Below are 18,684 nucleotides of genomic sequence, written 5' to 3'. Positions count from 1 at the left end.
GCCGCCGGCCCCCGGGGGGGGGGGGGGCCCCGGGGGGGGGGGGGCGCCCCGGCCGCGCCCCCCCCCCCCCCCCCCCCCCCCCCCCCCACCGCAACCGAACGCCGGCAGTTCGGGCTAGCCCGCCAGTTTGGCCAGCCAGTTCTCGATGTCCGCCGCGATGGCCAGGGGCTGGTCTTCCGGCGTGTGATGCCCGGCGACCTCCTCGTGCTCCACGATCTCCAACGCGGCCACGTTCTTCGCGCACCAGGCGATGGTCTCCGACGTCCACATCGTGCCGATGCCGGGACGGAAGCCGATCATGAGCTTCGGCACCTCGACGCTGGTCGCCAGCCACCGGTCGAACGCCTCGATCCTGGCCACGACGTCGGCCGGCTCCCCGCCCAGCGGCAACGAGCGCGCCCAGCGCAGCTGCGGCAGGCGGCTCTCCCTGGTCGGGTAGGGCTGCGTGTACGCGGCCATGTCCTCCTCGGTGAGCGGGGTGGTGACCGTGGTGGGCAGGCCCTGCCTGAGGAAGGCGTCATCGTCGAGGATCATGGACTCGCCCATGCCCTCGGTCTTGATCGCCCGGAACAGGTCGCGGCCGTCCTCGGGGAGCTCGTCCCAGCTCATCGGCTTGACGATGGCCTCGGTGAAGGCGATCCCGCGAACCCGGTCCGGGTGGCGGGAGGCCCAGTCGAAGGCCAGCGCGCCGCCCCAGTCGTGGCCGACCAGCACCACGTCGTCGAGGTCGAGCGAGTCGAACCAGGCCTCCAGGTAGCGGGAGTGGTCGGCGAAGGTGTACTCGATGGCGGGCTTGCCCGACTCGCCCATGCCGATCAGGTCGGGAGCCAGGAGACGGCCGTGCCCGACGGCGGGCATGACGTTGCGCCACAGGTAGGAGGAGGTCGGGTTGCCGTGCAGGAAGACGATCGGCGCGCCGGTGCCGAGCTCCCGGTAGTGCATGGTGGAGTCGAGCACGTTCTGAAAAGGCATGTCGGATCCGTTCAGGTGTTGAGTGTCATGATGCGGTCCACCGCGATCTCGATCACGACCCGGCCGGGCGGCGCGGGCGGCGGCGAACCGTAACGTCGCAGGTAGCGGCGGGCAGCCTCGGCCACCCGGCGCGGATCGTCGGACACCGTCGCGGTGCCCTCAAGGGTGACCCAGCGGAACCCGTCGACCTGGCAGAGCGCGGCGCGGCCGCCCCGTACCAGGTTGCGGGCCTTGCGCGAGGCGGCGACGGTCAGCACGCGGGCCAGTTCCCGCTCGCCGTCCCAGGTGAAACGCACCGCCACCACGTGCGGGGACCCGTCGGGCCGCAGGGTCGTCAGCGTGGCCACGCGGGGCTCGGCCAGGAAGGACCCCACCGAGCCGGTCGGGCTCGTGGTGAGGGCTCCACGCGGTCCCATCATCGGAAGGCCGCGGCACGCTCGCGCGGGGTGAGCGTGCACGTACGCCCCGCGTGCCCGCCTTCCCGCAGCACACGGATCCCACCCGCCTCGGCGGCCGTGACAACGATCATAATTCTGCCTCGCACAGTTAGTGAGTTGACTGACTCAATTACGAACCATAGTGGGTGAAGAGAGCGGATGGAACCTCCCAGCCCCAAGCAGTGGGCGCGACCGAGGCGATGTTCGAGCGGAGCGGGTCAAGGCGATCGGCCTGCCGGAGATGCTGTTCGAAGGGACCTCGGAGAAGGTCGTGGAGGCCTGGCGGGCGCGGGCGCTGCGGATGTGTCCGTCCGACTTCGCCGCTACCCCCGAGGCGATCCGGTGGACGCTGCCGGACGGTGATGATCCAGATCGTGCTGCGCGATCCGTCCTGGCAAAAGCGGCTGAGCCCGCACCCGCCGATCGGGTGCTTGCGCGTCAGGTGCGCTCGATGTGCGGGTGGTCGGTGTCCTGGGGTCGGTCGGTGTGCTCGTGTGTGGCGGCCCAGGAGGCGAGCAGGCGGAGCGCGTCCTCGGACGGGGAGCCGGGTTCGGCTGCATAGATCGTCATGGACAGGTCGGGCTCGGCGCGCAGGTCCATGCTTTCGTAGGTGAGGGTGAGGTCGCCGACGATGTGGTGGCGGAAGTGTTTGACGCCGGTGCCGTGGGTGCGGACATTGTGGGCTCCCCAGCGATGACGGAAGTCGTCGCTGCGGGTGGAGAGTTCGCCGACCAGGTCGTGCAGGATCTTGTCGTGCGGGTCTTTGCCGGCGGCGGTGCGCAGGTTGGCCACGGTCATGTCGGCGGCCAGGTCCCAGCCGGGGTAGAAGCGGCGGGCTGCGCTGTCGAGGAAGGTGAAGCGGGCGAAGTTCGGCGGCCGGGTGGGATCGGCGTAGAGGTCGCTGTACATGGCCCGCCCCAGGTGGTTGGCGGCCAGCAGATCCGATCGGTTGTTGCCGATGATCGCCGGGGCGGTGGTGATGGCGTCGAGCATCCATTGCAGGCCGGGACGTGCTGTCGGCTGCTTGGGACGGCGCCGGCGCAGGATGGCGTTGCTGCCGTCGGCCTCGTGTGCGAGGCGGAGCAGGTGAGCGCGTTCGGCGTCGTCCAGCTGCAGGGCGCGGGCGATCGCGTCGAGGACGCCGGCCGAGACTCCGGCCAGGGAGCCGCGTTCGAGCTTGGCGTAGTACTCCACGCTCATCCCGGCCAGGGCGGCGACCTCGCTGCGCCGTAGTCCGGGGACGCGGCGCTGGCCGGCGACGGGCAGGCCCGCCTGCCCAGGGGTGATCTTGGCGCGTCGTGAGGTGAGGAATTCGCGCACATCGGACCGGTTGTCCATGACATGACGGTACGCCAGCCTCTGGGCAGGTTGGGAGGTACTGGTAGTACATCCATCAGGAGTGACTTCCTCGCTCCTGAGCTGCTCGGATGTGCTGGATGCCATGACCGATGCCGTGACCGTCGCCGCCTGGACCCGCTGCCTGGCCCGTGCTCTGCTGGCCGCCCCGCTGGCCGCCGTCCTGGCCGGGTGCGCGCTCCCGGCGAACCCGCATATGTCCGGGCCGCTGTCGACCACGGCAGGCGTCACTTCGGGAATGGCAATGGTGCTGCGGTTCGGCGACCAGGCCGTCACCGCGACCCTGACCGACACGCCGCCGTCACGGCAGTTCGCCGCGATGCTGCCGTTGACCCTGCAGTTGACGGACGCGTGGGGACAGGCAAAGGCAGGGCGGCTGCCGCGCGCGCTCACGGCCCAGGGCGGTACTCCGGTTCACGATCCCACCCCGGGCGAGGTCTACTTCTGGCCCTCGAACGGAGTGATCGCCGTCTACTACGACGATCTCGGCCAAATGGTCCCTGATCCGGGCCTGGTCCGCCTAGGCATCATCGAGGCCGGCTTGGACAGGCTCGCCGCAGCGGGCAAGCAGGTCACGGTCCGGATCGAGCCAGCCGCCGCGACCCGCCCTTGACCTGTCCGTTCTGAACCGGCGGCCGTCTCCGTCACCGCCTATCGAGGAAGTGCTCTTCTCATGCATGTTGCTGTCATGACCGCTCCCGGACAGGTCCTGGTCGAGGACCGTCCCGAACCGCAGATCATCGAGCCGACCGATGCGATCGTCCGCTTGTCGGCGACTTGCATCTGCGGCTCGGACCTGTGGCCGTACCGAGGCGTGGAGAAGCTGGACGGGCCGCGGCCGATGGGCCATGAGTACGCCGGCATCGTCGAGGAGGTCGGATCCGCGGTCACCGCGGTGCGGCCCGGCCAGTTCGTGGTGGGCTCGTTCGTCACCTCCGACAACACCTGCGAGATCTGCCGGGCCGGCTACCACAGCTCCTGCATCCACCGTCAGGGCGTCAGCGGTGCCCAAGCCCAGTACATGCGCGTCCCTCTCGCCGACGGCACGCTGATCGCCACGCCCGACGTCCCCTCGGACGACCTGATCCCCGGCTTCCTGGCCGCCTCCGACGTGCTGGGCACCGGCTGGTTCGCCGCGGTGGCCGCCGCGGCCGGCCCGGGCAAGACCGTCGCGGTCGTCGGCGACGGCGCCGTCGGGCTGCTCGGCGTACTGGCGGCCAGGCAACTCGGCGCCGAACGCATCATCGCGATGAGCCGGCACGAGGCCCGCCAGAACCTCGCCCTCGCCTACGGCGCCACCGACATCGTCACCGAGCGCGGAGAGGAAGGCGTCAGCCGGATCAAGGACCTCACGGACGGGCTCGGCGCCCACAGCGTCATCGAGGCCGTCGGCACCCAGGAGTCGATGATGCAGGCCATCGGCTCCACCCGGCCTGGCGGGCACGTCGGCTACGTCGGCGTCACCCACGATGTGCATCTGCCCGGTATGGGCCTGTTCTTCTCCCACGTGCACCTGCACGGTGGCCCCGCCCCGGTGCGCCGCTTCCTGCCCGAGCTGATGCAGCTCATCTGGGAGCGGCAGATCGACCCGGGCAGAGTGTTCGACCTCATCCTTCCGCTCGACCAGGCCGCCGACGGCTACCGGGCAATGGACGAGCGCCGTGCCATCAAGGTGCTGCTGCACCCGTAAGCCCGGCGACACCGGCCGCCCCGCCGTTCACCGGCCAGGAGCGATCGACGCAGCGAGCACATGGAAGGAACAGCGTGACCGGCACGCCCACGAACACCGGCCCGGCAGCCCCTCTCCCCGGCAACCTCAGGGCAGGCAGGCGCGAACAGGCCGTCGAGCGCCCCCTCGCGATCGTGCTCGGCCTGCTCACGATCTTCGGTCCCATCTCCATGGACCTCTACCTGCCCGTCCTGCCCGCACTCACCGCCGAGCTGCGATCGGCCACCTCGACCGCGCAACTCACCATCACTGCCTGCCTGTTCGGGCTGGCCCTCGGACAGCTCATCGCCGGCCCCCTGTCCGACCGGTACGGCCGGCGCCGCCCTCTGCTGACCGGCGTCGCCGCGTACGTGCTCACCTCGGCGTTGTGCGCCATCAGCCCCACCATCGAGACGCTCATCGCCGCCCGATTCGTCCAGGGCCTGGCCGGCGCCGTCGGCATCGTGATCGCCAAAGCCGCCGGCCGTGACCTCTACTCCGGTCGCGCATTGGTGCGGTACTACGGCCGGCTGACCGTGCTGGCCGGGCTGGCGGCCATCATCGGCCCGGTCATCGGCGGGCAGCTCGCCTCCATCACCGACTGGCGCGGGTTGTTCCTGTTCCTCGCCGCGGTCGGCGTCGCCATCCTCCTGGCCTCGATCGTCGTCCTGCGCGAGACGCTGCCGCGTGAGCAGCGCGTCTCGGGAGGGCTGACGCCTATGGCCCACGACTTCCGGCGGCTGCTCGCCGACCGGGTGTTCCTCGGCGCGGTGCTGGTCAGCGGCTTCACCAACGCCGCGATCTTCGCCTACCTCGGTGGTGCCACCTACGTCCTGCAGGGCATCTACCGGCTCTCGCCGCAGCAGTACTCCTTCGCGTTCGGCCTGAACTCCCTCGGCTTCATGGTGTTCGGCTACCTCGGCGGCCGGCTGGCCGAACGCTGGTCGGAGCGGAAAACCCTGGCGATCGGGCTGGGCATGTGCTCGGCCGGCGCGGCCGGGCTGCTGGCCGCCGCCGTGCTGCACCTGCCGCTGATCGCCGTCGTCCTGTCGCTGTTGGCGATGGTCAGCGGCGTCGCCGTCACCTCCGCACCCGCGGCCTCGCTCGCTTTGTCCGGCTACCCCGACCTCGCCGGCACCGCCTCCTCCCTGCTGGGCGTCGCCCGCTTCGCGTTCGGCGGCCTGTCCGCGCCTCTGGTCGGCCTCGGCGGCGCCGGCACCGCCGTCCCCCTCGGCCTCGTCACTCTCGTGTCCGCCGGCCTCGCGGTGACCGCCTGTACCCTCATCAAGCCCCGGCGTCGCGACCGGCAGCTCAGGCGGGTTCCCTCATGACCGCCCGCAGCGGACGTTGGCTGCAGAGCGGTGGATGGCGCCCGAGGAGGACGACCCGGTGATCTCGGACCAGGAGGTCCCGCGCCACCTGCAGGCCGATCCCGCTGTTGCCGCCGCTGACGATGATGGAGGCCACGGCCTCAGGCCGCCGGGCGCAGGACGTAGTCGTAGGTGAGGGTGCGGTACGGCACGCTGAGGCCGCGGGCCTGATAGTCGGCCGGATCGTCGTGGAGTTCGGTCCTCTTGACGGCGGGCTGGGGGATGGGCCCCTCGATGGTGCCGCTGAGGAGTGGGTCGCCGTCGAAGTAGATCTGGGTGGTCAGCGGATGGACACCATCGGCCGAGACGATGGAGTGAATGTGCAGGGGACGCATGCCTGGCAGTTCCAGCGCCTTGGTCAGGGCGGCCAGCGGGCTGCCGTCCTTGTCGATGCCGAGTGTTTCGGCGCCGGGCATGATGCTGCGGAACTCGTAGTGGCCGTCGCTGTCGGCGATGATCCTCGCCCGGAGGTTGTACTTGGGGATGCCTGTCGAGTCGTTGGGGATGTCGAGACCCCCGAAGTCCTCGGTGGTGAGTCCTGAGTAGACGCAGTTCGCGTCGATCTGCCAGATGTCCAGGATCGCGCCTGGCAGCGGCTCTCCCGAGGTGGACCGCACCGTTCCCGAGACGATCAGCGGGTCGCCCGGCTCGTCGGGGCGCATCGGCAGCACGGCGGGGCTTTCCAGCAGCGGGGCGCCGGGGAGGTAGGCCGGGCCCTCCATCTCCCAATAGCCGGCGCCGTCCTTCTCCGGATGGGCGTAGGTGGCGCCCTCGGTGGCCTTCAGCACGCTCTTGACGAACAAGATGCCCGCCGGCTGCAGCTCACCGGCGGCGGCGACCTGCTGGATCCACCCGATCGCGGCGAACAGTTCCTCGATGGTGACCTGATGTTTGCCGATGACGTCGTCGATGGCGTGGCGGAGGTCGCCGAAGACGACCTGGAGTCTGGTGCCTGACGTGCTCATCGCACTTCCTTTCGTGAACCTGGATGCGGACGGGGGCGTCTACGCGGGGCCGGATTCGCCTTCGGCCGGGTCGGCTTCATGCCACCCACCAGGAGGAACGCGGCCCGGAGAACCGCGTTCATAGCCTGTAATAACTACAACCTTGAAGTGAAGCTAGCATAGGATTACTCCAAGCTAAAAGTGATCGAGAGTTGTGATTACTCCAAGCTTGGAGCTAAGCTGGCGGCATGGACGACACGAGGGAGACGCGCTGGCTCGATGCCGAGGAGCAGCAGAACTGGTACGCGCTCGCGTACGCGCTGATCCGCCTACCGGCCGCGCTGGACGCGCAGATGCAGCGTGATGCGGGCATCAGCCACTTCGAGTACCTCGTGCTGTCCGGGCTGTCGATGATGCCCGAGCGCACCCAGCGGATGAGCGAGCTGGCCGTCTACACCGCCAGCACCCTGTCCCGGTTGTCCAACGTCGTCATCAGGCTGGAGAAACGCGGCTGGGTGTCGCGCAGGCCGGATCCGGCCGACGGCCGCTACACCCTGGCCACCCTCACCGAGGACGGCTGGGCCAAGGTCACCGAGGCCGCACCCGCGCACGTCGCCGAAGTCCGCCGGCTCGTCTTCGACCCGCTGACCAAGGCCCAGCAGCAGCAGATGGGCCGCATCGCCCAGCGCGTCCTCAAAGCCATCGACCCCGACACGCCCAGCATCGAGGACTGCTTCCCCGACGCCGCACCCCCGCTCAACGGCGAGTAACACACCCGCCAGATCCCGCCTGCGGACGCCCGCCGCCCCAGGCGTAGTTCGCCGCGCCCGCACGTGGCGTTTCCCGTACGCACAACAAGGAGTAGACGCATGCCCACCATCGCCATCGTCGGAGCCGGACCCGGCATGGGCCTGTCGATCGCCAAGGTCTTCGGCCGTCACGGGTTCCAGGTCGCCCTGGTCGCCCGCAGCAAGGACAACCTCGACGCCCTCGTGGCACAGCTGGCCGCGGACGACATCACCGCAGCCGGCTTCCCCGCCGACGTCTCCGACCTGCCGGCGCTGACCACCGCGCTGGCCCAGGCCACCGACCACTTCGGCGGCATCGACGTCCTGGAGTACTCCCCGCACGGTGGCCTGACCATGGTCAACCCGCCGGAGGTGACCGTGGACAACCTCCAGCCCGCGATCCAGCACCTTCTCTACGGCGCGGTCACCGCCACCCAGGCGGTGCTGCCCGCCATGCTGGCCGCCGGCGCCGGCACCCTCCTCTACACCACCGGCGGCGGCGCCATCAACCCGTACCCGATGCTCGCCACCATGAACACGGCGCAGGCCGCCCTGCGCAACTGGGTCCTCAACCTGCACAACACCCTCGCCGACCAGGGCATCCACGCCGCGACCGTGGCCATCAACCTCCTGCCCAGTGTCGCCGCCCCCGAAGGCGTCCCGCACGCCGACCCGGACGACATCGCCCGGATCTACTGGGACCTCCACACCCGCCGCGACCGGCCCGAGCACCTCGTCACCGCCTGACGACCGGGGGGATCGCAAACATGACCACCCGCATCACCACACCGTTCACCGCCACCTCCACCGCCGCCGAAGTGGCCGCCGGCATCGAGCTGTCCGGCCGCCGGGCCATCGTCACCGGCGCATCGTCCGGCATCGGCGCCGAGACCGCCCGCACGCTGGCCGGCGCCGGCGCCGAAGTGACCCTGGCAGTCCGCAACCCTGCCGCAGGCGAGCACGTAGCGCAGGACATCATCGCCGGCACCGGCAACAAGCAGATTCACATCGCCGTGCTGGACCTCGCCGACCAGACCTCGGTGGCAGCGTTCGCCGCCGCCTGGCAGGGCCCGCTGCACATCCTGGTCAACAACGCCGGGATCATGGGGGTCCCGGCGACCCACACCCCGGACGGCTGGGAGCTGCACTTCGCCACCAACCACCTGGGTCACTTCGCGCTGACCACCGCCCTGCACCCGGCGCTCGCCACGGCCGGGGACGCCCGGGTCGTCTCGGTCAGCTCCTCACAGCACCGGCTCTCCCCGGTCGTCTTCGACGACCTCCACTTCCAGCGGCGACCGTACGATGCGCACGCCGCCTACGGGCAGTCGAAAACGGCCAACGCGCTGTTCGCGGTCGAGGCCGCCCAGCGGTGGGCCGGCGACGGCATCGCCGTCAACGCCGTCATGCCCGGCGTGGTCCGCACCAACCTGATGCGCCACGTCGACCGTGACCTGCTGGCGCAGTTCGAGGCGAGCGGCGCCCCCGCACTGCCGTGGAAGACAGCGGAACAAGGAGCCGCAACCTCAGTTCTCCTCGCAACCTCTCCACTGCTCGCGGGGATCGGCGGCCGCTACTTCGAAGACTGCAACGAGGCCGAGCCACTGCGCCCGGACAACCTCCACGGAGGCGTCGCCGCCTACGCACAAGACCCCGACCAGGCCGCACGCCTCTGGCAGGTCTCCACAGACCTGCTCGCCGACTCGTGAACGCCCGACTCGACCCAGTCGTCCCGTCAGGATGAACCGGCGGCCCTCATCGATGACTGCGGTGGGCGGTCTCCGGGCCGACGACACGGAGGAGCTCGAGAGCCTCGATGCTCTTGGATCCGGGCGGCGGCGTGAAGAGGCGCAGGCGCTGGTCCGCGGCCTGCGTCTGCAGCATCTCGTAGTCGAATTCGACGGGCCCGATGGACGGATGCATGACGCGCAGCCGGCTTTCGCGGCGTACGGCGACCTCGTGCCGCTGCCAGAGGGCGGTGAACTCCTCGCTCGCCGCCTCGAGCCGGTCGATCAGGGAACTGGAGGAGTGATCGTAGCCGCGGCGCGTCGCGGCGGCACGCAGGTCCGCGACGTGCAGGCGGCTCAGGCGGTCGTGTTCCTCGGTGGGGTACGGCTCGCGCACGAACGGGTCGGTGAACCAGCGCCACACGATGTTCCGGTCCGGTTCTTCGATCGTGCACACGCATCCGAACAGGGCCTCGGCCAGGGGGTTCTGCGCGAGCAGATCGCCGAGGTCGGTGAGGAGCTGGGCGGGCGTGTCGCCCAGCCGGTCGAGCAGGTAGAGCAGGCCGGGACGGACGTGATTTCCGGCGCGCGCCCCTTCGGGCGGCCGGTGGCCCGCCAGCAGGTAAAGGTGATCTCTTTCGTCCTCGGTCAACCGCAATGCCCGGGCGAGCGCGCTCAGTAGCTGGGCCGACGGCTGGGAGCTGCGTGCCTGCTCGAGCCGCATCACGTAGTCGGCCGACACCTCGGCCAGCTGGGCCACCTCTTCGCGGCGCAGGCCGGACGTGCGGCGCCGCGGTCCGGCGGCCAGGCCGACCTCCTGCGGCTGGAGCCGCTCGCGGGAACGGCGAAGGAAGTCCGCCAGCTTGGCCCGGTCCATCTTCATGCCATCCATCCTCGGTGCCTCGGCCCACTGCTTCTGCCGCGCGCTAGGAGAGCCGATCCTAGGGAAATTCGCTCTTCTCCTCATCGCCGCACGCTCCTGGACGACGGGAGCGAGCTCACGGTCGAGCTGCTCGCCGCCGTGCTCTTGCCGTGAGGTTGGCGATGCCTAGCCGGGTTTGTCCAGGCCCGCAAGCTGCGGCCGATCAGGTTCTGCGCGAGATGACCATGATGTATTCGCAGGGAGCGTTCGATCGGTTGGCGAAGCCGTGGTCCGCGTCGGCCTGGAAGAACAGGGAGTCGCCTGTGTTCAGGGTCTCGCTGATCCCGCCGATCGCGACGGTGAGGGTGCCTTCGAGCACCACGAGTTGTTTCTCCGTACCCGGCGGATACGCGGGCAGCAGCCCGGTAGAGACCTGTGCGGGGAGGTAGTGGACGACCATCTCGCCCCCTCCCGCGCCCGGGGCCGCTGACACCATGTGCCGCTCGAAGCCGGTTTCCGGGTCACGGAAAACGGGGCGATCGTTCTTGCGCATGACAATGGCCACACCAGACGTGGCAGCAGCCGGCGCACCGATCAGCTCCGAGAGCGACGCGTTGAGCGCGTGGGCGATCCGAGACGCGACGCCGATCGTCGGGCTCTTCTCACCGCGTTCGACCTTGGACAGCATCGCCCGGCTGACCGACGACTGTGTGGACAGCTGCTCCAGCGTCAGGCCCGCCTCCTCACGGCGTCGCCGCACGTTACCGCCGAACGCGCCGGCCAGGTCGTCTCCGTGCTGCGGTTCGGCCGCGTTTCCGTCTTGCTCGACCACCGTGCTCCTCGATCGATGGGTACTTCGCTGCCCACAGTGTAGGGTAATCTCCTAAAGAAGATTTGTTCTTCTATCGGAGACAAGCGATGTGCGCCCAACACGACGGAGGTTCCATGCGTTTGATCTCGAGTGGCCAGCACCATGCCACGTTCGAATTCGGCGATCTGCAGGTGATCTCGTTGCGAGACGGGTACATCGACATGCCGCCGACACGGCTGCGCGACGAGGAGGGGCGCACACTCGATGAGCTGCCAGCCGCCGTCCCGCTGGCCGGCGACAACTTGCGGCTGTCGGTCAACGCCTTCTTCGTCACCGACGGCACGCGGTCGGTTCTCATCGACACCGGCGCGTCCAACGCCTGGCACGACCCCACCATGGGATTGATCTACGACGCGCTCGACGAAGCGGGAATCGACCGCGCGCAGGTCACCGATGTGGCCATCACCCACAAGCACGAAGACCACGTGAGCGGCCTGATCGCGCCGGACGGTTCAGAGGCGTTCACCAAACTCGAGCGCGTGTGGATCGGTGCGGGCGACACCTCGGTGTTCACGGGGCGGCTCGAGCCGATCCGCGACCGGGTCGTACCCGTGTCGGAGAAGGCCGCGATCAACGACTGGATCACCGCGATCCCGACACCGGGCCACACACCCGGTCATACCGTCTACGACGTCAGGAGCGGCACCGGCCACCTTCTCGCCTGGGGCGACACCGTTCACGTACCCACGCTCCAATTCGATCAGCCGAACGTGTCCTGGGAGCTCGACGGCAACCAGTCCCAGGCCCGCGCCGCGCGAGCGGCCCTCCTCGAACAACTGACCCAACCACACCACTTCGTGGCCGGCGCCCACCTCGACTCACCCGGCATCGCCCGCGTAACCCCCTTCGGCGCCGGTTATGCGCTGGAATACCTCGGACCGCCGATCGGCTGATCGAGCCTGTCGGCTCCGGGCCGCGCTCGCGATGGCGGCCAAGGAGGGCAAGCTCGTCCGGCCCGGCCGGTCGCCCACGAACTCGACCACTCTGGACGGCCGCCTCTACACCAGCCGCATGCGCGGCGGCCTCCATCCCATCCCGGTCGAGGAATACCGCGGCATCGGCCGCCGTCGCGGGCACAACGGGTACGGCGTTGGACTCTCCCACCGTGGGAGAGTCCACCATGGTGACGTGCAAGGCGAACTTCTCACCATCGGGCGCTTCGCCCGCCTCTGCCGGCTCAGCGTCAAGCAGCTACGGCACTACGACGAGACGGGGCTGTTGGCCCCGGTTCACGTGGACGCCGGCTCCGGCTACCGCTATTACGTGCCTGAGCAGGCACGCGATGCCCTGACCATCGCCCTGCTGCGCGAAATGGATCTTCCCCTGGCCGTGATCGCCCAGGCCCTGGCCGCCGAGCCCGAGTCCAGGGCGCAGATCCTGCGCGCTGAGCGGGATCGGCTGGCCGAACGGATCAGCAGGGACCAGGCGCGGCTGAAGATGCTGGAGCGGCTGGCGGAGGGTGGCCTGCCCGGCTATGAGGTGACGATGGGCAGGGAGCCGGAGCGACGGCTGGCGGTGGCGCGCGCGGTCTGCGCCCCTGCCGAGATCGGGGAGACGTTCGAGGAGTGCGTGAGCCGGCTGCTGCCCGTGCTCGGCAAGGCGGGGATCGCGTGGGAGCCGCCACTGTGGGCGCTGTACCCGCTGGATCTGGAAGAGCGGATGGAGATCGCCGTCGGAGCGCAGACGTTGCAGGGGGAAGGTACGCCCGGCCTGGAGTTCGAGGTGCTGCCCGGCGGACCCGTGGCCGAGACCGTGCACATCGGGCCCTACGCCCAGCTGCCCTTGGCCTACAACGCGCTCTTCGCCGCCATCCACGAGCGCGGGCTGCGTCCGAAAGCGCCCGTACGTGAGGCCTATCTCGTCGGGCCGGCAGAGGCCCCGCAAGAAGAACTGATGACCCGGCTGATCATCCCCATCCAGGAGAGCAAGGCATGACGAAGGTGAAAGACGTCGACATCCGCGGTACACAGCACTGCGAGACGACGGCTCTGGGGGTGCTGCTGCGGCACCAGGGACTCGATCTGTCCGAGCCCATGCTCTTCGGTCTCGGCTCCGGCCTGTCCTTCATCTACTGGGACAGCAAGAACATGGGCTTCCCCTTCCTCGGGGGCCGGGTCAAGCCTTTCGACCTCACCAGGAACCTGGCCGCCAGGCTCGGACTGGAGCTCCTGGTCCAGGAGACGACCTCCCCCCGTAAGGCATGGGAGAACGTGGCGGCGCCCATCGACGCCGGCCGCCCCGTCGGACTGCAGCTCGACAGCTACCATCTGGAGTACTTCGGGTCGAAGGTGCACTTCGGCGGTCATGTCGTCGCCATGTACGGCTACGACGACCACGACGCCTACCTGGTGGACACCGACCAGCAAGGCGGAGCGGTATCCACCAGCCTGACCACACTCGCCCAGGCCAGGGCCGCGCGCGGCCCGATGACCGCCAAGCACCGGTCCTTCACCCTCACCGCCCCGAGGAACCTGCCTTCCCCGCAGGCCCAGATCATTCCCGCCATCACGGCCTGCGCCGATGCCTTCCTCAACCCGCCCATCGCCAACGTGGGGCACCGCGGCATCGACAAGGCTGGCAAGCTGGTACGCGCCTGGCTCCAGCGGACCGACGACCCACGGCGGGACCTGCCGCAGGCCGCCCTTCTGATGGAGAAGGCCGGCACCGGCGGCGCCCTGTTCCGCAATCTCTACCGCGACTTCCTCGCCGAATGCGTCCACCTGCTCGACAGCAGCCACCTGCGTACCGGCCACGAGCTGTACGCCGAGGCAGCCACCCTGTGGACGGAAGCCGCGGCACTGATCACCAAGGCCGGCGAATCAGGCGAGGCGCAGTACCTCGTCCAGGCGGGCACCGTCCTGAGCGATCTTTCCCGCATAGAACGCGAGGCCATGCAGGCGCTGAGCCGCCTGGGGAGTGAGACCCATGCGGCCCTACGTTAGGAGGGCCCAGCACGGGTTCCCGACGAGGGCGTCCAGGTCGGGGTCCGTGTCCGCCGCCCAGGCCGCGTAGCCGTCGGGGCGGACCAGAATCGCGCCGGGCAGGCCGTCCACCGGCCGGCCGCGCGTGGCACCGAGGTCGGGCGGGAGGATCCCGGCCAGGTCGAGCAGGACGGGCCGGCCGGCCAGGAACAGCGACGGGTCCAGGCCGGCGACCCGGTGACCGACCAGCGGGTGGTCGCCGGGCAGGTCGTAGGAGTGCGACAGCCCCGACATCAGGCCCGCCAGGTGTCTGTTGGCCTCGGGCAGGCGCATCAGGTCGGTGAAGACCTTGCGCAGCTCGACGGCGTCCGCGTCGGGCCGGGGAGTGGCGAAGACCCGCTGCGCCTGGGTGATGTGCAGGACCCAGGCCCCGGCCGGGTGCCGCTCGGCGTGGTAGGTGTCCAAGAGGTCCGTCGAGGCCCGGCCCCGCAGGACGGCGGCCAGCTTCCAGCCCAGGTTGAAGGCGTCCTGAACGCCCAGGTTCAGGCCCTGCCCGCCGAAGGGCGGGTGGATGTGGGCGGCGTCGCCTGCGAAGAACACGTTGCCCACCCGGTAACTGTCGATCTGCCGGGTGGCGTCGCTGAACCGTGAGGCGTTGTCCACGGCGGCCAGCACGGTCTGCTCGCCGTACACGATGCGCAGCAGTTCGGCGATCTCCTCGAACGTGACCGGCTTGTCCTTGGCCGGCTCCTCCTCGCCCGCCGCCCCGCCGGTGAACCGGTAGCGGCCGCCGCCCAGCGGCACCAGCATCACCCAGTGGTCGTCGACCTCGCGCGTGAGCGTGCTGATGTGCCCGATGGTCTTCGGCACGAGGTCGGACACCGACGACAGCCGCACGTCGGCCAGCACCGCCGTGTACGTTCCCGGCCTGCCGGGGAACGGCACGCCGAGCAGCTTCCTGACCGTACTGTGCCCGCCGTCGCAGGCCACCAGGTAGCGGGCCTCGATCCGCCGGTCGCCGGCCGTCACGACCACGCCGTCGTCCGACTGCTCGACCGCCGTCACCGCGCTCTCGCGCAGCACCTTGACCCCCAGCGTCGTGGCGCGCTCCTCCAGCACCGCCTCGATCTCCCCCTGCGGGATCGAGAGCGGGTACGGGTGCGCGGTGTCCCACGCCGTGCAGTCGAGCGGCACGGGCAGCATCGCGAAGTGCCCGCCCGCCGGCTCGCGTGAAAGTGCCCTGGCCTGCATCGGCTCCAGCAGGCCGCGCAGCTCGAGCAGCTCCTGTGTGCGCGGCTGGATCGCGCCGCCCTTGGTCTGCTCGATCCGGTACGGCAGGCGCTCCACCACCAGGACGTCCACGCCGGCCAGAGCCAGCTCGCAGGCCAGGGTCAGCCCGGTGGGTCCGGCGCCCGCCACGATCACTTCGGTCATCGTTCCTCCCGAAATCTCGACCGAGTGCAAATATATACCCGACGCGATAAACGTACGAGTGCAGATTTTGATAACGTGGAGACATGACAGGGCTGCGCGAACGCAAACGGGCACGGACCCATGCCGCCATCTCGGAAGCCGCCATCTCGCTCTTCCTTGAGCGCGGGTTCGATCAGGTGTCGGTGGCGGAGGTGGCGGAGGCCGCCGAAGTGTCGAAGCGGACCCTGTTCGCCTACTTCCCCGCCAAGGAGGAGCTCGTCGTCCACCGCTTCGCCGACCACGAGACCGAAGCGGCCCGCGTGGTGCGCGCCCGCCCGCCGGGGGTCGGGCCGCTGGCCGCGCTCCGCGACCATTTCCTGGACGGCCTGCGCGACCGCGACCCGATCACCGGCCTCAACGACGTCCCGGAGATCCTCGCGCTCATCCGCATGATCTCGGATACTCCGGCGCTGCGGGCGAGGGCGACCCGCTTTCAGGAGGGTTCGGAACGGGCGCTCGCGGAGGCGCTCCAGGACGTTGACGGCGTTCCCGCCCTGACCGCGCGCGTGGCGGCCACCCAGGTGGTGGGCGTGCACTGGTTGTTGTCGATGGACAACTCCGGGGCGCTGGCCGGCGGCCAGTCCGCCGACGAGCGCTATCCGCAGGCGGTCGCCGACGCCGAGCACGCCTTCGCGTTGCTGTCCGAGGGCCTGGCCGGGCACGTATAGCAGGCCGACCGCTGCGTGTGCTGTGGGCAGGTCAGGGCGGTCCGAGCACGTCCGGCGCGACCAGGGCGTGAGCGGCGGCGGCGAAGTACTGCTCGGGTGCCGCGTGCGTCAGGCCCAGGATGACGCCCTGACTGAGGCCGACCATGAGCGCGCGCAGCGCCGTGGCCAGGCGTTGCGCCTGCCGCGGCGTGAGCGCGTTCCCGTGGTGGACCCTTCCGGACAGCAGCGCGGTCAGTCGCTCCTCGTGCGCCCGTACGGAGGCGGCGAGCCTGGGCTGTAGCTCGGGGTCGCGCAGGGCCAGGTCCTGCAGACTGATCTCGAACGACAGCTGGCGCAGCGCGTCGGGGTCGTCGCACAGGCTCCGGTAGTGACGGGCGAAGACCTCCACCGCCTCGATGAGGCCCATGCCGGCGGGGACGGCCTGCTCGATGCCGTCGTAGTGCGGCGCGAGGCAGTCGGCGACCAGGGCGACGAGCAGTCCGTTCTTGCTGCCGAACAACGAGTAGACGGCGCCGGTGGTCAGCCCCGCCTGCTCGGCGATCTCCTCCAGCTTGGCCCGGTGGCCGTCGCGGGCGACGACCAGCCGCGCGGCCTCCAGCAGGGCCCGCCGGTTGTGCTCCTTGGCCTCGGCCCTTGTCATTCTCATAATCCTATTATTACCGTAATCTCATTATGAATGTTGCTGAGTACATGAGACACGTCCCCGGCTGCGCCGCGTACCCGACCGTTGACGCGCTCCAGACCGAGCTGGACAAGCTGACCGCCGCCCACCCCGACCAGGTACGGTCGCGCCGCATCGGCGCCTCGCGGCTGGGCGACCCGCTGCACGCCGTGACGGTCGGCGACGGCCCGGCGGACGCGGTGGTCATCGCCGGACCGCATCCCAACGAGCCGGTCGGCGCCCTGACCGCCCTCGCGCTGGTCGAGCTGCTCTGCCGTGACCAGCGGCTGCGGACGGAGCTGGGCTTTCGCTGGCACGTCGTCGCGTGCGCGGATCCGGACGGAGCCAGGCTGAACGAGGGCTGGTACGGCAGGCCCGGCGACCGCCGCGCCTACGCGGAGCACTTCTACCGCCCCGGTCTGGCCGACCAGGTCGAGTGGACCTTCCCGCTGGCCGGTGCGGACTACTCCTTCGACCGTCCGCTGCCGGAGACGGCCGCGCTGATGCGCCTCATGGACGAGGTACGCCCGTCGCTGGTCTGCTCGCTGCACAACGGCGAGTACCAGGGCGCGTTCTTCTACCTCAACCGCCGCGATGCGACGCTGGCCGAACGGCTGGCCGCCCTGCCCGGCCTGGAAGGCATCGGATTGCACCACGGAGAGCCGGAGCTGCCCGGCGCCGAACCGATCGTTCCCGCCGTCTACCTGACCCCGCCCGGCTCGCAGGTGGGCCAGGCTTTCGGCGCGGGCGGCAGCAGCGCCGACTACGCGGCCGCTTTCGGCGCACTCCACCTGGTCACGGAGGTGCCGACCTGGGCCGACGAACGCGTGGCCGACCAGAGCCCCAGCGACCGCCCGTTCCGGGAGATCCTGGCCGGGGGAGCGGCGGCCCGGCGCGAGGTGATCGACACGATGCGGGCGGGCATGCGGGCGGTCGGCGGCGACCTGAGCCTGCGCTCGCCGTTCCGCCGCTCGACCGAGAGCACGCTGGCGACCTTCCGCAAGCTCGGCGAGCTCGAAGAGACCGTGCCCGATCAGGACCGCACGGCCACGGTCGCCGAGGAGTTCGGCAACCGTCAGGCACTGCACCTGATGCGGCTGCGCCTGCTCGGGACATTCCTGCGCGCGCTCGACGCGGAGATCGCCGCGGGCAACCTGACGCCGGCCATCCGCGAGCAGCGCCGCCTGCTCGCCGAGCGCTTCGAGACGTGGTGCGGCCAGGCCGAGGCCGACCCTCCCGGCCCGCCGATCGAGCTGCGCAAACTGGTCGCCGTCCAGCTGGGCGCCGTCCTGACCGCCGCCGCGCACACGGCACCGAACCGTTGAGGAAGCGCACCACCATGGAGATCAAGACCGCGATCGCCTCCGAACGCCGGGAACTGGCGCAGCTGGTGCAGATCGAGCCCGGCGTACTTGTCGAGCAGGACGGGGGCGCGGCGGTGCTCCAGGTCGAGGTCTTCGACGTTCAGGGCGAGGATTTCGGCGGCGCGGGCGGCGGTCTCGTACAGCATCCGCCACAGCGTCTTCTCGCGCAGCGGGATGTTGCGGCGGGACAGCAGCCGGTGGATGGTGGTCTTGGTGACCGTGCGGGTCTCGTCGGCGCTCTCCTTGCGGCGTTCGGCATCGGCCGGGACCGAGTGCGCCGCCCAGTGCTTCTTGGCCTGGCACCAGATCAGCCAGGAGGTGACGGCGGCGCGGTCGATGGCCGAGGCGTAGGCGCGGTGAGTGTTGGGGTTGGCCGTGCGCGGGGTGGCCAGGAAGGCGTCGGCGGCCGCGGCGAGGCTGACGCCTTCACCGCGAAGGGCGGTGACCTTCGGCGCGGCGCTCATACCGGCCGCCGAGCGGCGGTCGCCGTGCCTGTCCGAACCATGTACCGGATAACGTGCCGGAGTCGCGCAGCGATCCGGTGAAGGGTTCTCCTGGTCGC

Annotated in this window: 20 protein-coding genes; 12 read left to right on the top strand and 8 right to left on the bottom strand. The window is 70.1% G+C overall.

The features are described from left to right. Nucleotides 1-114 precede the first annotated feature (114 nt). From ACIHFD_RS33855 to ACIHFD_RS33845, 3 genes are all read right to left on the bottom strand, one after another. Entirely contained in the window at nucleotides 115-972 is an 858-nt protein-coding gene (locus ACIHFD_RS33855; protein ID WP_397370367.1) for a haloalkane dehalogenase, read from the bottom strand. Nucleotides 973-983: 11 nt separating this feature from the next. Next, nucleotides 984-1,391, bottom strand: coding sequence for a pyridoxamine 5'-phosphate oxidase family protein (locus ACIHFD_RS33850; protein ID WP_397370366.1), 408 nt, complete (start codon nucleotides 1,389-1,391; stop codon nucleotides 984-986). Nucleotides 1,392-1,847: 456 nt separating this feature from the next. Beyond that, complete coding sequence (locus ACIHFD_RS33845) at nucleotides 1,848-2,747, bottom strand: helix-turn-helix transcriptional regulator (protein WP_397370365.1); 900 nt, start codon at nucleotides 2,745-2,747, stop codon at nucleotides 1,848-1,850. A gap of 103 nt (nucleotides 2,748-2,850) precedes the next feature. On the opposite strand from ACIHFD_RS33845, the gene ACIHFD_RS33840 reads away from it, so the two are divergent. The 3 genes from ACIHFD_RS33840 to ACIHFD_RS33830 all read left to right on the top strand — a co-directional run bounded on the left by ACIHFD_RS33840 (nucleotide 2,851) and on the right by ACIHFD_RS33830 (nucleotide 5,804). After that, a complete protein-coding gene (locus ACIHFD_RS33840) occupies nucleotides 2,851-3,378 on the top strand; it encodes a cyclophilin-like fold protein (RefSeq protein WP_397370364.1) in 528 nt (175 codons plus the stop codon). 60 nt (nucleotides 3,379-3,438) lie between these two features. Then, nucleotides 3,439-4,455 (top strand): zinc-dependent alcohol dehydrogenase family protein, encoded by a 1,017-nt coding sequence (locus ACIHFD_RS33835; protein WP_397370363.1) that lies wholly within the window; start codon nucleotides 3,439-3,441, stop codon nucleotides 4,453-4,455. 74 nt (nucleotides 4,456-4,529) lie between these two features. Next, a complete protein-coding gene (locus ACIHFD_RS33830; protein WP_397370362.1) occupies nucleotides 4,530-5,804 on the top strand; it encodes a multidrug effflux MFS transporter in 1,275 nt (424 codons plus the stop codon). Nucleotides 5,805-5,944: 140 nt separating this feature from the next. On the opposite strand, the gene ACIHFD_RS33825 is transcribed toward ACIHFD_RS33830, so the two are convergent. Continuing rightward, a complete protein-coding gene (locus ACIHFD_RS33825) occupies nucleotides 5,945-6,808 on the bottom strand; it encodes a hypothetical protein (protein ID WP_397370361.1) in 864 nt (287 codons plus the stop codon). Nucleotides 6,809-7,035: 227 nt separating this feature from the next. On the opposite strand from ACIHFD_RS33825, the gene ACIHFD_RS33820 reads away from it, so the two are divergent. From ACIHFD_RS33820 to ACIHFD_RS33810, 3 genes are all read left to right on the top strand, one after another. After that, nucleotides 7,036-7,557 (top strand): MarR family winged helix-turn-helix transcriptional regulator, encoded by a 522-nt coding sequence (locus ACIHFD_RS33820; RefSeq protein ID WP_364265498.1) that lies wholly within the window; start codon nucleotides 7,036-7,038, stop codon nucleotides 7,555-7,557. Between the two features lie 99 nt (nucleotides 7,558-7,656). Next, complete coding sequence (locus tag ACIHFD_RS33815) at nucleotides 7,657-8,322, top strand: SDR family oxidoreductase (RefSeq protein WP_397370360.1); 666 nt, start codon at nucleotides 7,657-7,659, stop codon at nucleotides 8,320-8,322. Between the two features lie 20 nt (nucleotides 8,323-8,342). Next, nucleotides 8,343-9,284 (top strand): SDR family NAD(P)-dependent oxidoreductase, encoded by a 942-nt coding sequence (locus tag ACIHFD_RS33810; protein ID WP_397370359.1) that lies wholly within the window; start codon nucleotides 8,343-8,345, stop codon nucleotides 9,282-9,284. 46 nt (nucleotides 9,285-9,330) lie between these two features. On the opposite strand, the gene ACIHFD_RS33805 is transcribed toward ACIHFD_RS33810, so the two are convergent. Together ACIHFD_RS33805 and ACIHFD_RS33800 are read right to left on the bottom strand one after the other, a co-directional pair. Continuing rightward, on the bottom strand, nucleotides 9,331-10,185 hold the full coding sequence (locus tag ACIHFD_RS33805; RefSeq protein WP_397370358.1) for a helix-turn-helix transcriptional regulator: 855 nt from the start codon (nucleotides 10,183-10,185) through the stop codon (nucleotides 9,331-9,333). A 202-nt stretch (nucleotides 10,186-10,387) separates the two neighbouring features. Further along, nucleotides 10,388-10,996, bottom strand: coding sequence for a helix-turn-helix domain-containing protein (locus tag ACIHFD_RS33800; protein WP_397370357.1), 609 nt, complete (start codon nucleotides 10,994-10,996; stop codon nucleotides 10,388-10,390). Between the two features lie 62 nt (nucleotides 10,997-11,058). Between ACIHFD_RS33800 and ACIHFD_RS33795 the strand changes: the two genes are divergently transcribed. From ACIHFD_RS33795 to ACIHFD_RS33785, 3 genes are read left to right on the top strand one after another with little or no spacing between them, the layout of a single operon-like run. After that, complete coding sequence (locus ACIHFD_RS33795; protein WP_397370356.1) at nucleotides 11,059-11,928, top strand: MBL fold metallo-hydrolase; 870 nt, start codon at nucleotides 11,059-11,061, stop codon at nucleotides 11,926-11,928. 31 nt (nucleotides 11,929-11,959) lie between these two features. Then, on the top strand, nucleotides 11,960-12,970 hold the full coding sequence (locus tag ACIHFD_RS33790) for a MerR family transcriptional regulator (protein WP_397370355.1): 1,011 nt from the start codon (nucleotides 11,960-11,962) through the stop codon (nucleotides 12,968-12,970). Further along, complete coding sequence (locus ACIHFD_RS33785; protein WP_397370354.1) at nucleotides 12,967-13,977, top strand: BtrH N-terminal domain-containing protein; 1,011 nt, start codon at nucleotides 12,967-12,969, stop codon at nucleotides 13,975-13,977. The genes ACIHFD_RS33790 and ACIHFD_RS33785 overlap by 4 nt, the downstream gene beginning before the upstream one ends. On the opposite strand, the gene ACIHFD_RS33780 is transcribed toward ACIHFD_RS33785, so the two are convergent. Next, nucleotides 13,969-15,390, bottom strand: coding sequence for an FAD-dependent oxidoreductase (locus tag ACIHFD_RS33780; protein WP_397370353.1), 1,422 nt, complete (start codon nucleotides 15,388-15,390; stop codon nucleotides 13,969-13,971). The genes ACIHFD_RS33785 and ACIHFD_RS33780 overlap by 9 nt on opposite strands. A gap of 83 nt (nucleotides 15,391-15,473) precedes the next feature. On the opposite strand from ACIHFD_RS33780, the gene ACIHFD_RS33775 reads away from it, so the two are divergent. Further along, nucleotides 15,474-16,097, top strand: a complete 624-nt coding sequence (locus ACIHFD_RS33775; RefSeq protein ID WP_355196552.1) for a TetR family transcriptional regulator — start codon at nucleotides 15,474-15,476, stop codon at nucleotides 16,095-16,097. Between the two features lie 31 nt (nucleotides 16,098-16,128). Here ACIHFD_RS33775 and ACIHFD_RS33770 read toward each other — a convergent pair whose 3' ends face one another. Then, nucleotides 16,129-16,737, bottom strand: coding sequence for a TetR/AcrR family transcriptional regulator (locus ACIHFD_RS33770; protein WP_397370352.1), 609 nt, complete (start codon nucleotides 16,735-16,737; stop codon nucleotides 16,129-16,131). A gap of 50 nt (nucleotides 16,738-16,787) precedes the next feature. On the opposite strand from ACIHFD_RS33770, the gene ACIHFD_RS33765 reads away from it, so the two are divergent. Together ACIHFD_RS33765 and ACIHFD_RS33760 are read left to right on the top strand one after the other, a co-directional pair. Continuing rightward, entirely contained in the window at nucleotides 16,788-18,083 is a 1,296-nt protein-coding gene (locus ACIHFD_RS33765) for a M14 family zinc carboxypeptidase (protein WP_397370351.1), read from the top strand. A 14-nt stretch (nucleotides 18,084-18,097) separates the two neighbouring features. Beyond that, a complete protein-coding gene (locus ACIHFD_RS33760; protein WP_397370349.1) occupies nucleotides 18,098-18,667 on the top strand; it encodes a hypothetical protein in 570 nt (189 codons plus the stop codon). Nucleotides 18,668-18,684 lie beyond the last annotated feature (17 nt).

The organism is Nonomuraea sp. NPDC051941 (genome assembly GCF_044593615.1).
Note: the sequence above shows the minus strand (reverse complement) of the source record. Positions and strands in the feature narration are given on the sequence as shown.

What these genes read in the sequence shown, in the direction of transcription:
- ACIHFD_RS33850 (WP_397370366.1), bottom strand. Translation starts at nt 1,391, where the DNA reads ATGATGGGACCGCGTGGAGCCCTCACCACGAGCCCGACCGGCTCGGTG.
- ACIHFD_RS33785 (WP_397370354.1), top strand. Translation starts at nt 12,967, where the DNA reads ATGACGAAGGTGAAAGACGTCGACATCCGCGGTACACAGCACTGCGAG.
- ACIHFD_RS33855 (WP_397370367.1), bottom strand. Translation starts at nt 972, where the DNA reads ATGCCTTTTCAGAACGTGCTCGACTCCACCATGCACTACCGGGAGCTC.
- ACIHFD_RS33815 (WP_397370360.1), top strand. Translation starts at nt 7,657, where the DNA reads ATGCCCACCATCGCCATCGTCGGAGCCGGACCCGGCATGGGCCTGTCG.
- ACIHFD_RS33845 (WP_397370365.1), bottom strand. Translation starts at nt 2,747, where the DNA reads ATGGACAACCGGTCCGATGTGCGCGAATTCCTCACCTCACGACGCGCC.
- ACIHFD_RS33780 (WP_397370353.1), bottom strand. Translation starts at nt 15,390, where the DNA reads ATGACCGAAGTGATCGTGGCGGGCGCCGGACCCACCGGGCTGACCCTG.
- ACIHFD_RS33760 (WP_397370349.1), top strand. Translation starts at nt 18,098, where the DNA reads ATGGAGATCAAGACCGCGATCGCCTCCGAACGCCGGGAACTGGCGCAG.
- ACIHFD_RS33820 (WP_364265498.1), top strand. Translation starts at nt 7,036, where the DNA reads ATGGACGACACGAGGGAGACGCGCTGGCTCGATGCCGAGGAGCAGCAG.
- ACIHFD_RS33775 (WP_355196552.1), top strand. Translation starts at nt 15,474, where the DNA reads ATGACAGGGCTGCGCGAACGCAAACGGGCACGGACCCATGCCGCCATC.
- ACIHFD_RS33835 (WP_397370363.1), top strand. Translation starts at nt 3,439, where the DNA reads ATGCATGTTGCTGTCATGACCGCTCCCGGACAGGTCCTGGTCGAGGAC.
- ACIHFD_RS33765 (WP_397370351.1), top strand. Translation starts at nt 16,788, where the DNA reads ATGAGACACGTCCCCGGCTGCGCCGCGTACCCGACCGTTGACGCGCTC.
- ACIHFD_RS33840 (WP_397370364.1), top strand. Translation starts at nt 2,851, where the DNA reads ATGACCGATGCCGTGACCGTCGCCGCCTGGACCCGCTGCCTGGCCCGT.
- ACIHFD_RS33805 (WP_397370358.1), bottom strand. Translation starts at nt 10,185, where the DNA reads ATGAAGATGGACCGGGCCAAGCTGGCGGACTTCCTTCGCCGTTCCCGC.
- ACIHFD_RS33810 (WP_397370359.1), top strand. Translation starts at nt 8,343, where the DNA reads ATGACCACCCGCATCACCACACCGTTCACCGCCACCTCCACCGCCGCC.
- ACIHFD_RS33825 (WP_397370361.1), bottom strand. Translation starts at nt 6,808, where the DNA reads ATGAGCACGTCAGGCACCAGACTCCAGGTCGTCTTCGGCGACCTCCGC.
- ACIHFD_RS33770 (WP_397370352.1), bottom strand. Translation starts at nt 16,737, where the DNA reads ATGACAAGGGCCGAGGCCAAGGAGCACAACCGGCGGGCCCTGCTGGAG.
- ACIHFD_RS33790 (WP_397370355.1), top strand. Translation starts at nt 11,960, where the DNA reads ATGGCGGCCAAGGAGGGCAAGCTCGTCCGGCCCGGCCGGTCGCCCACG.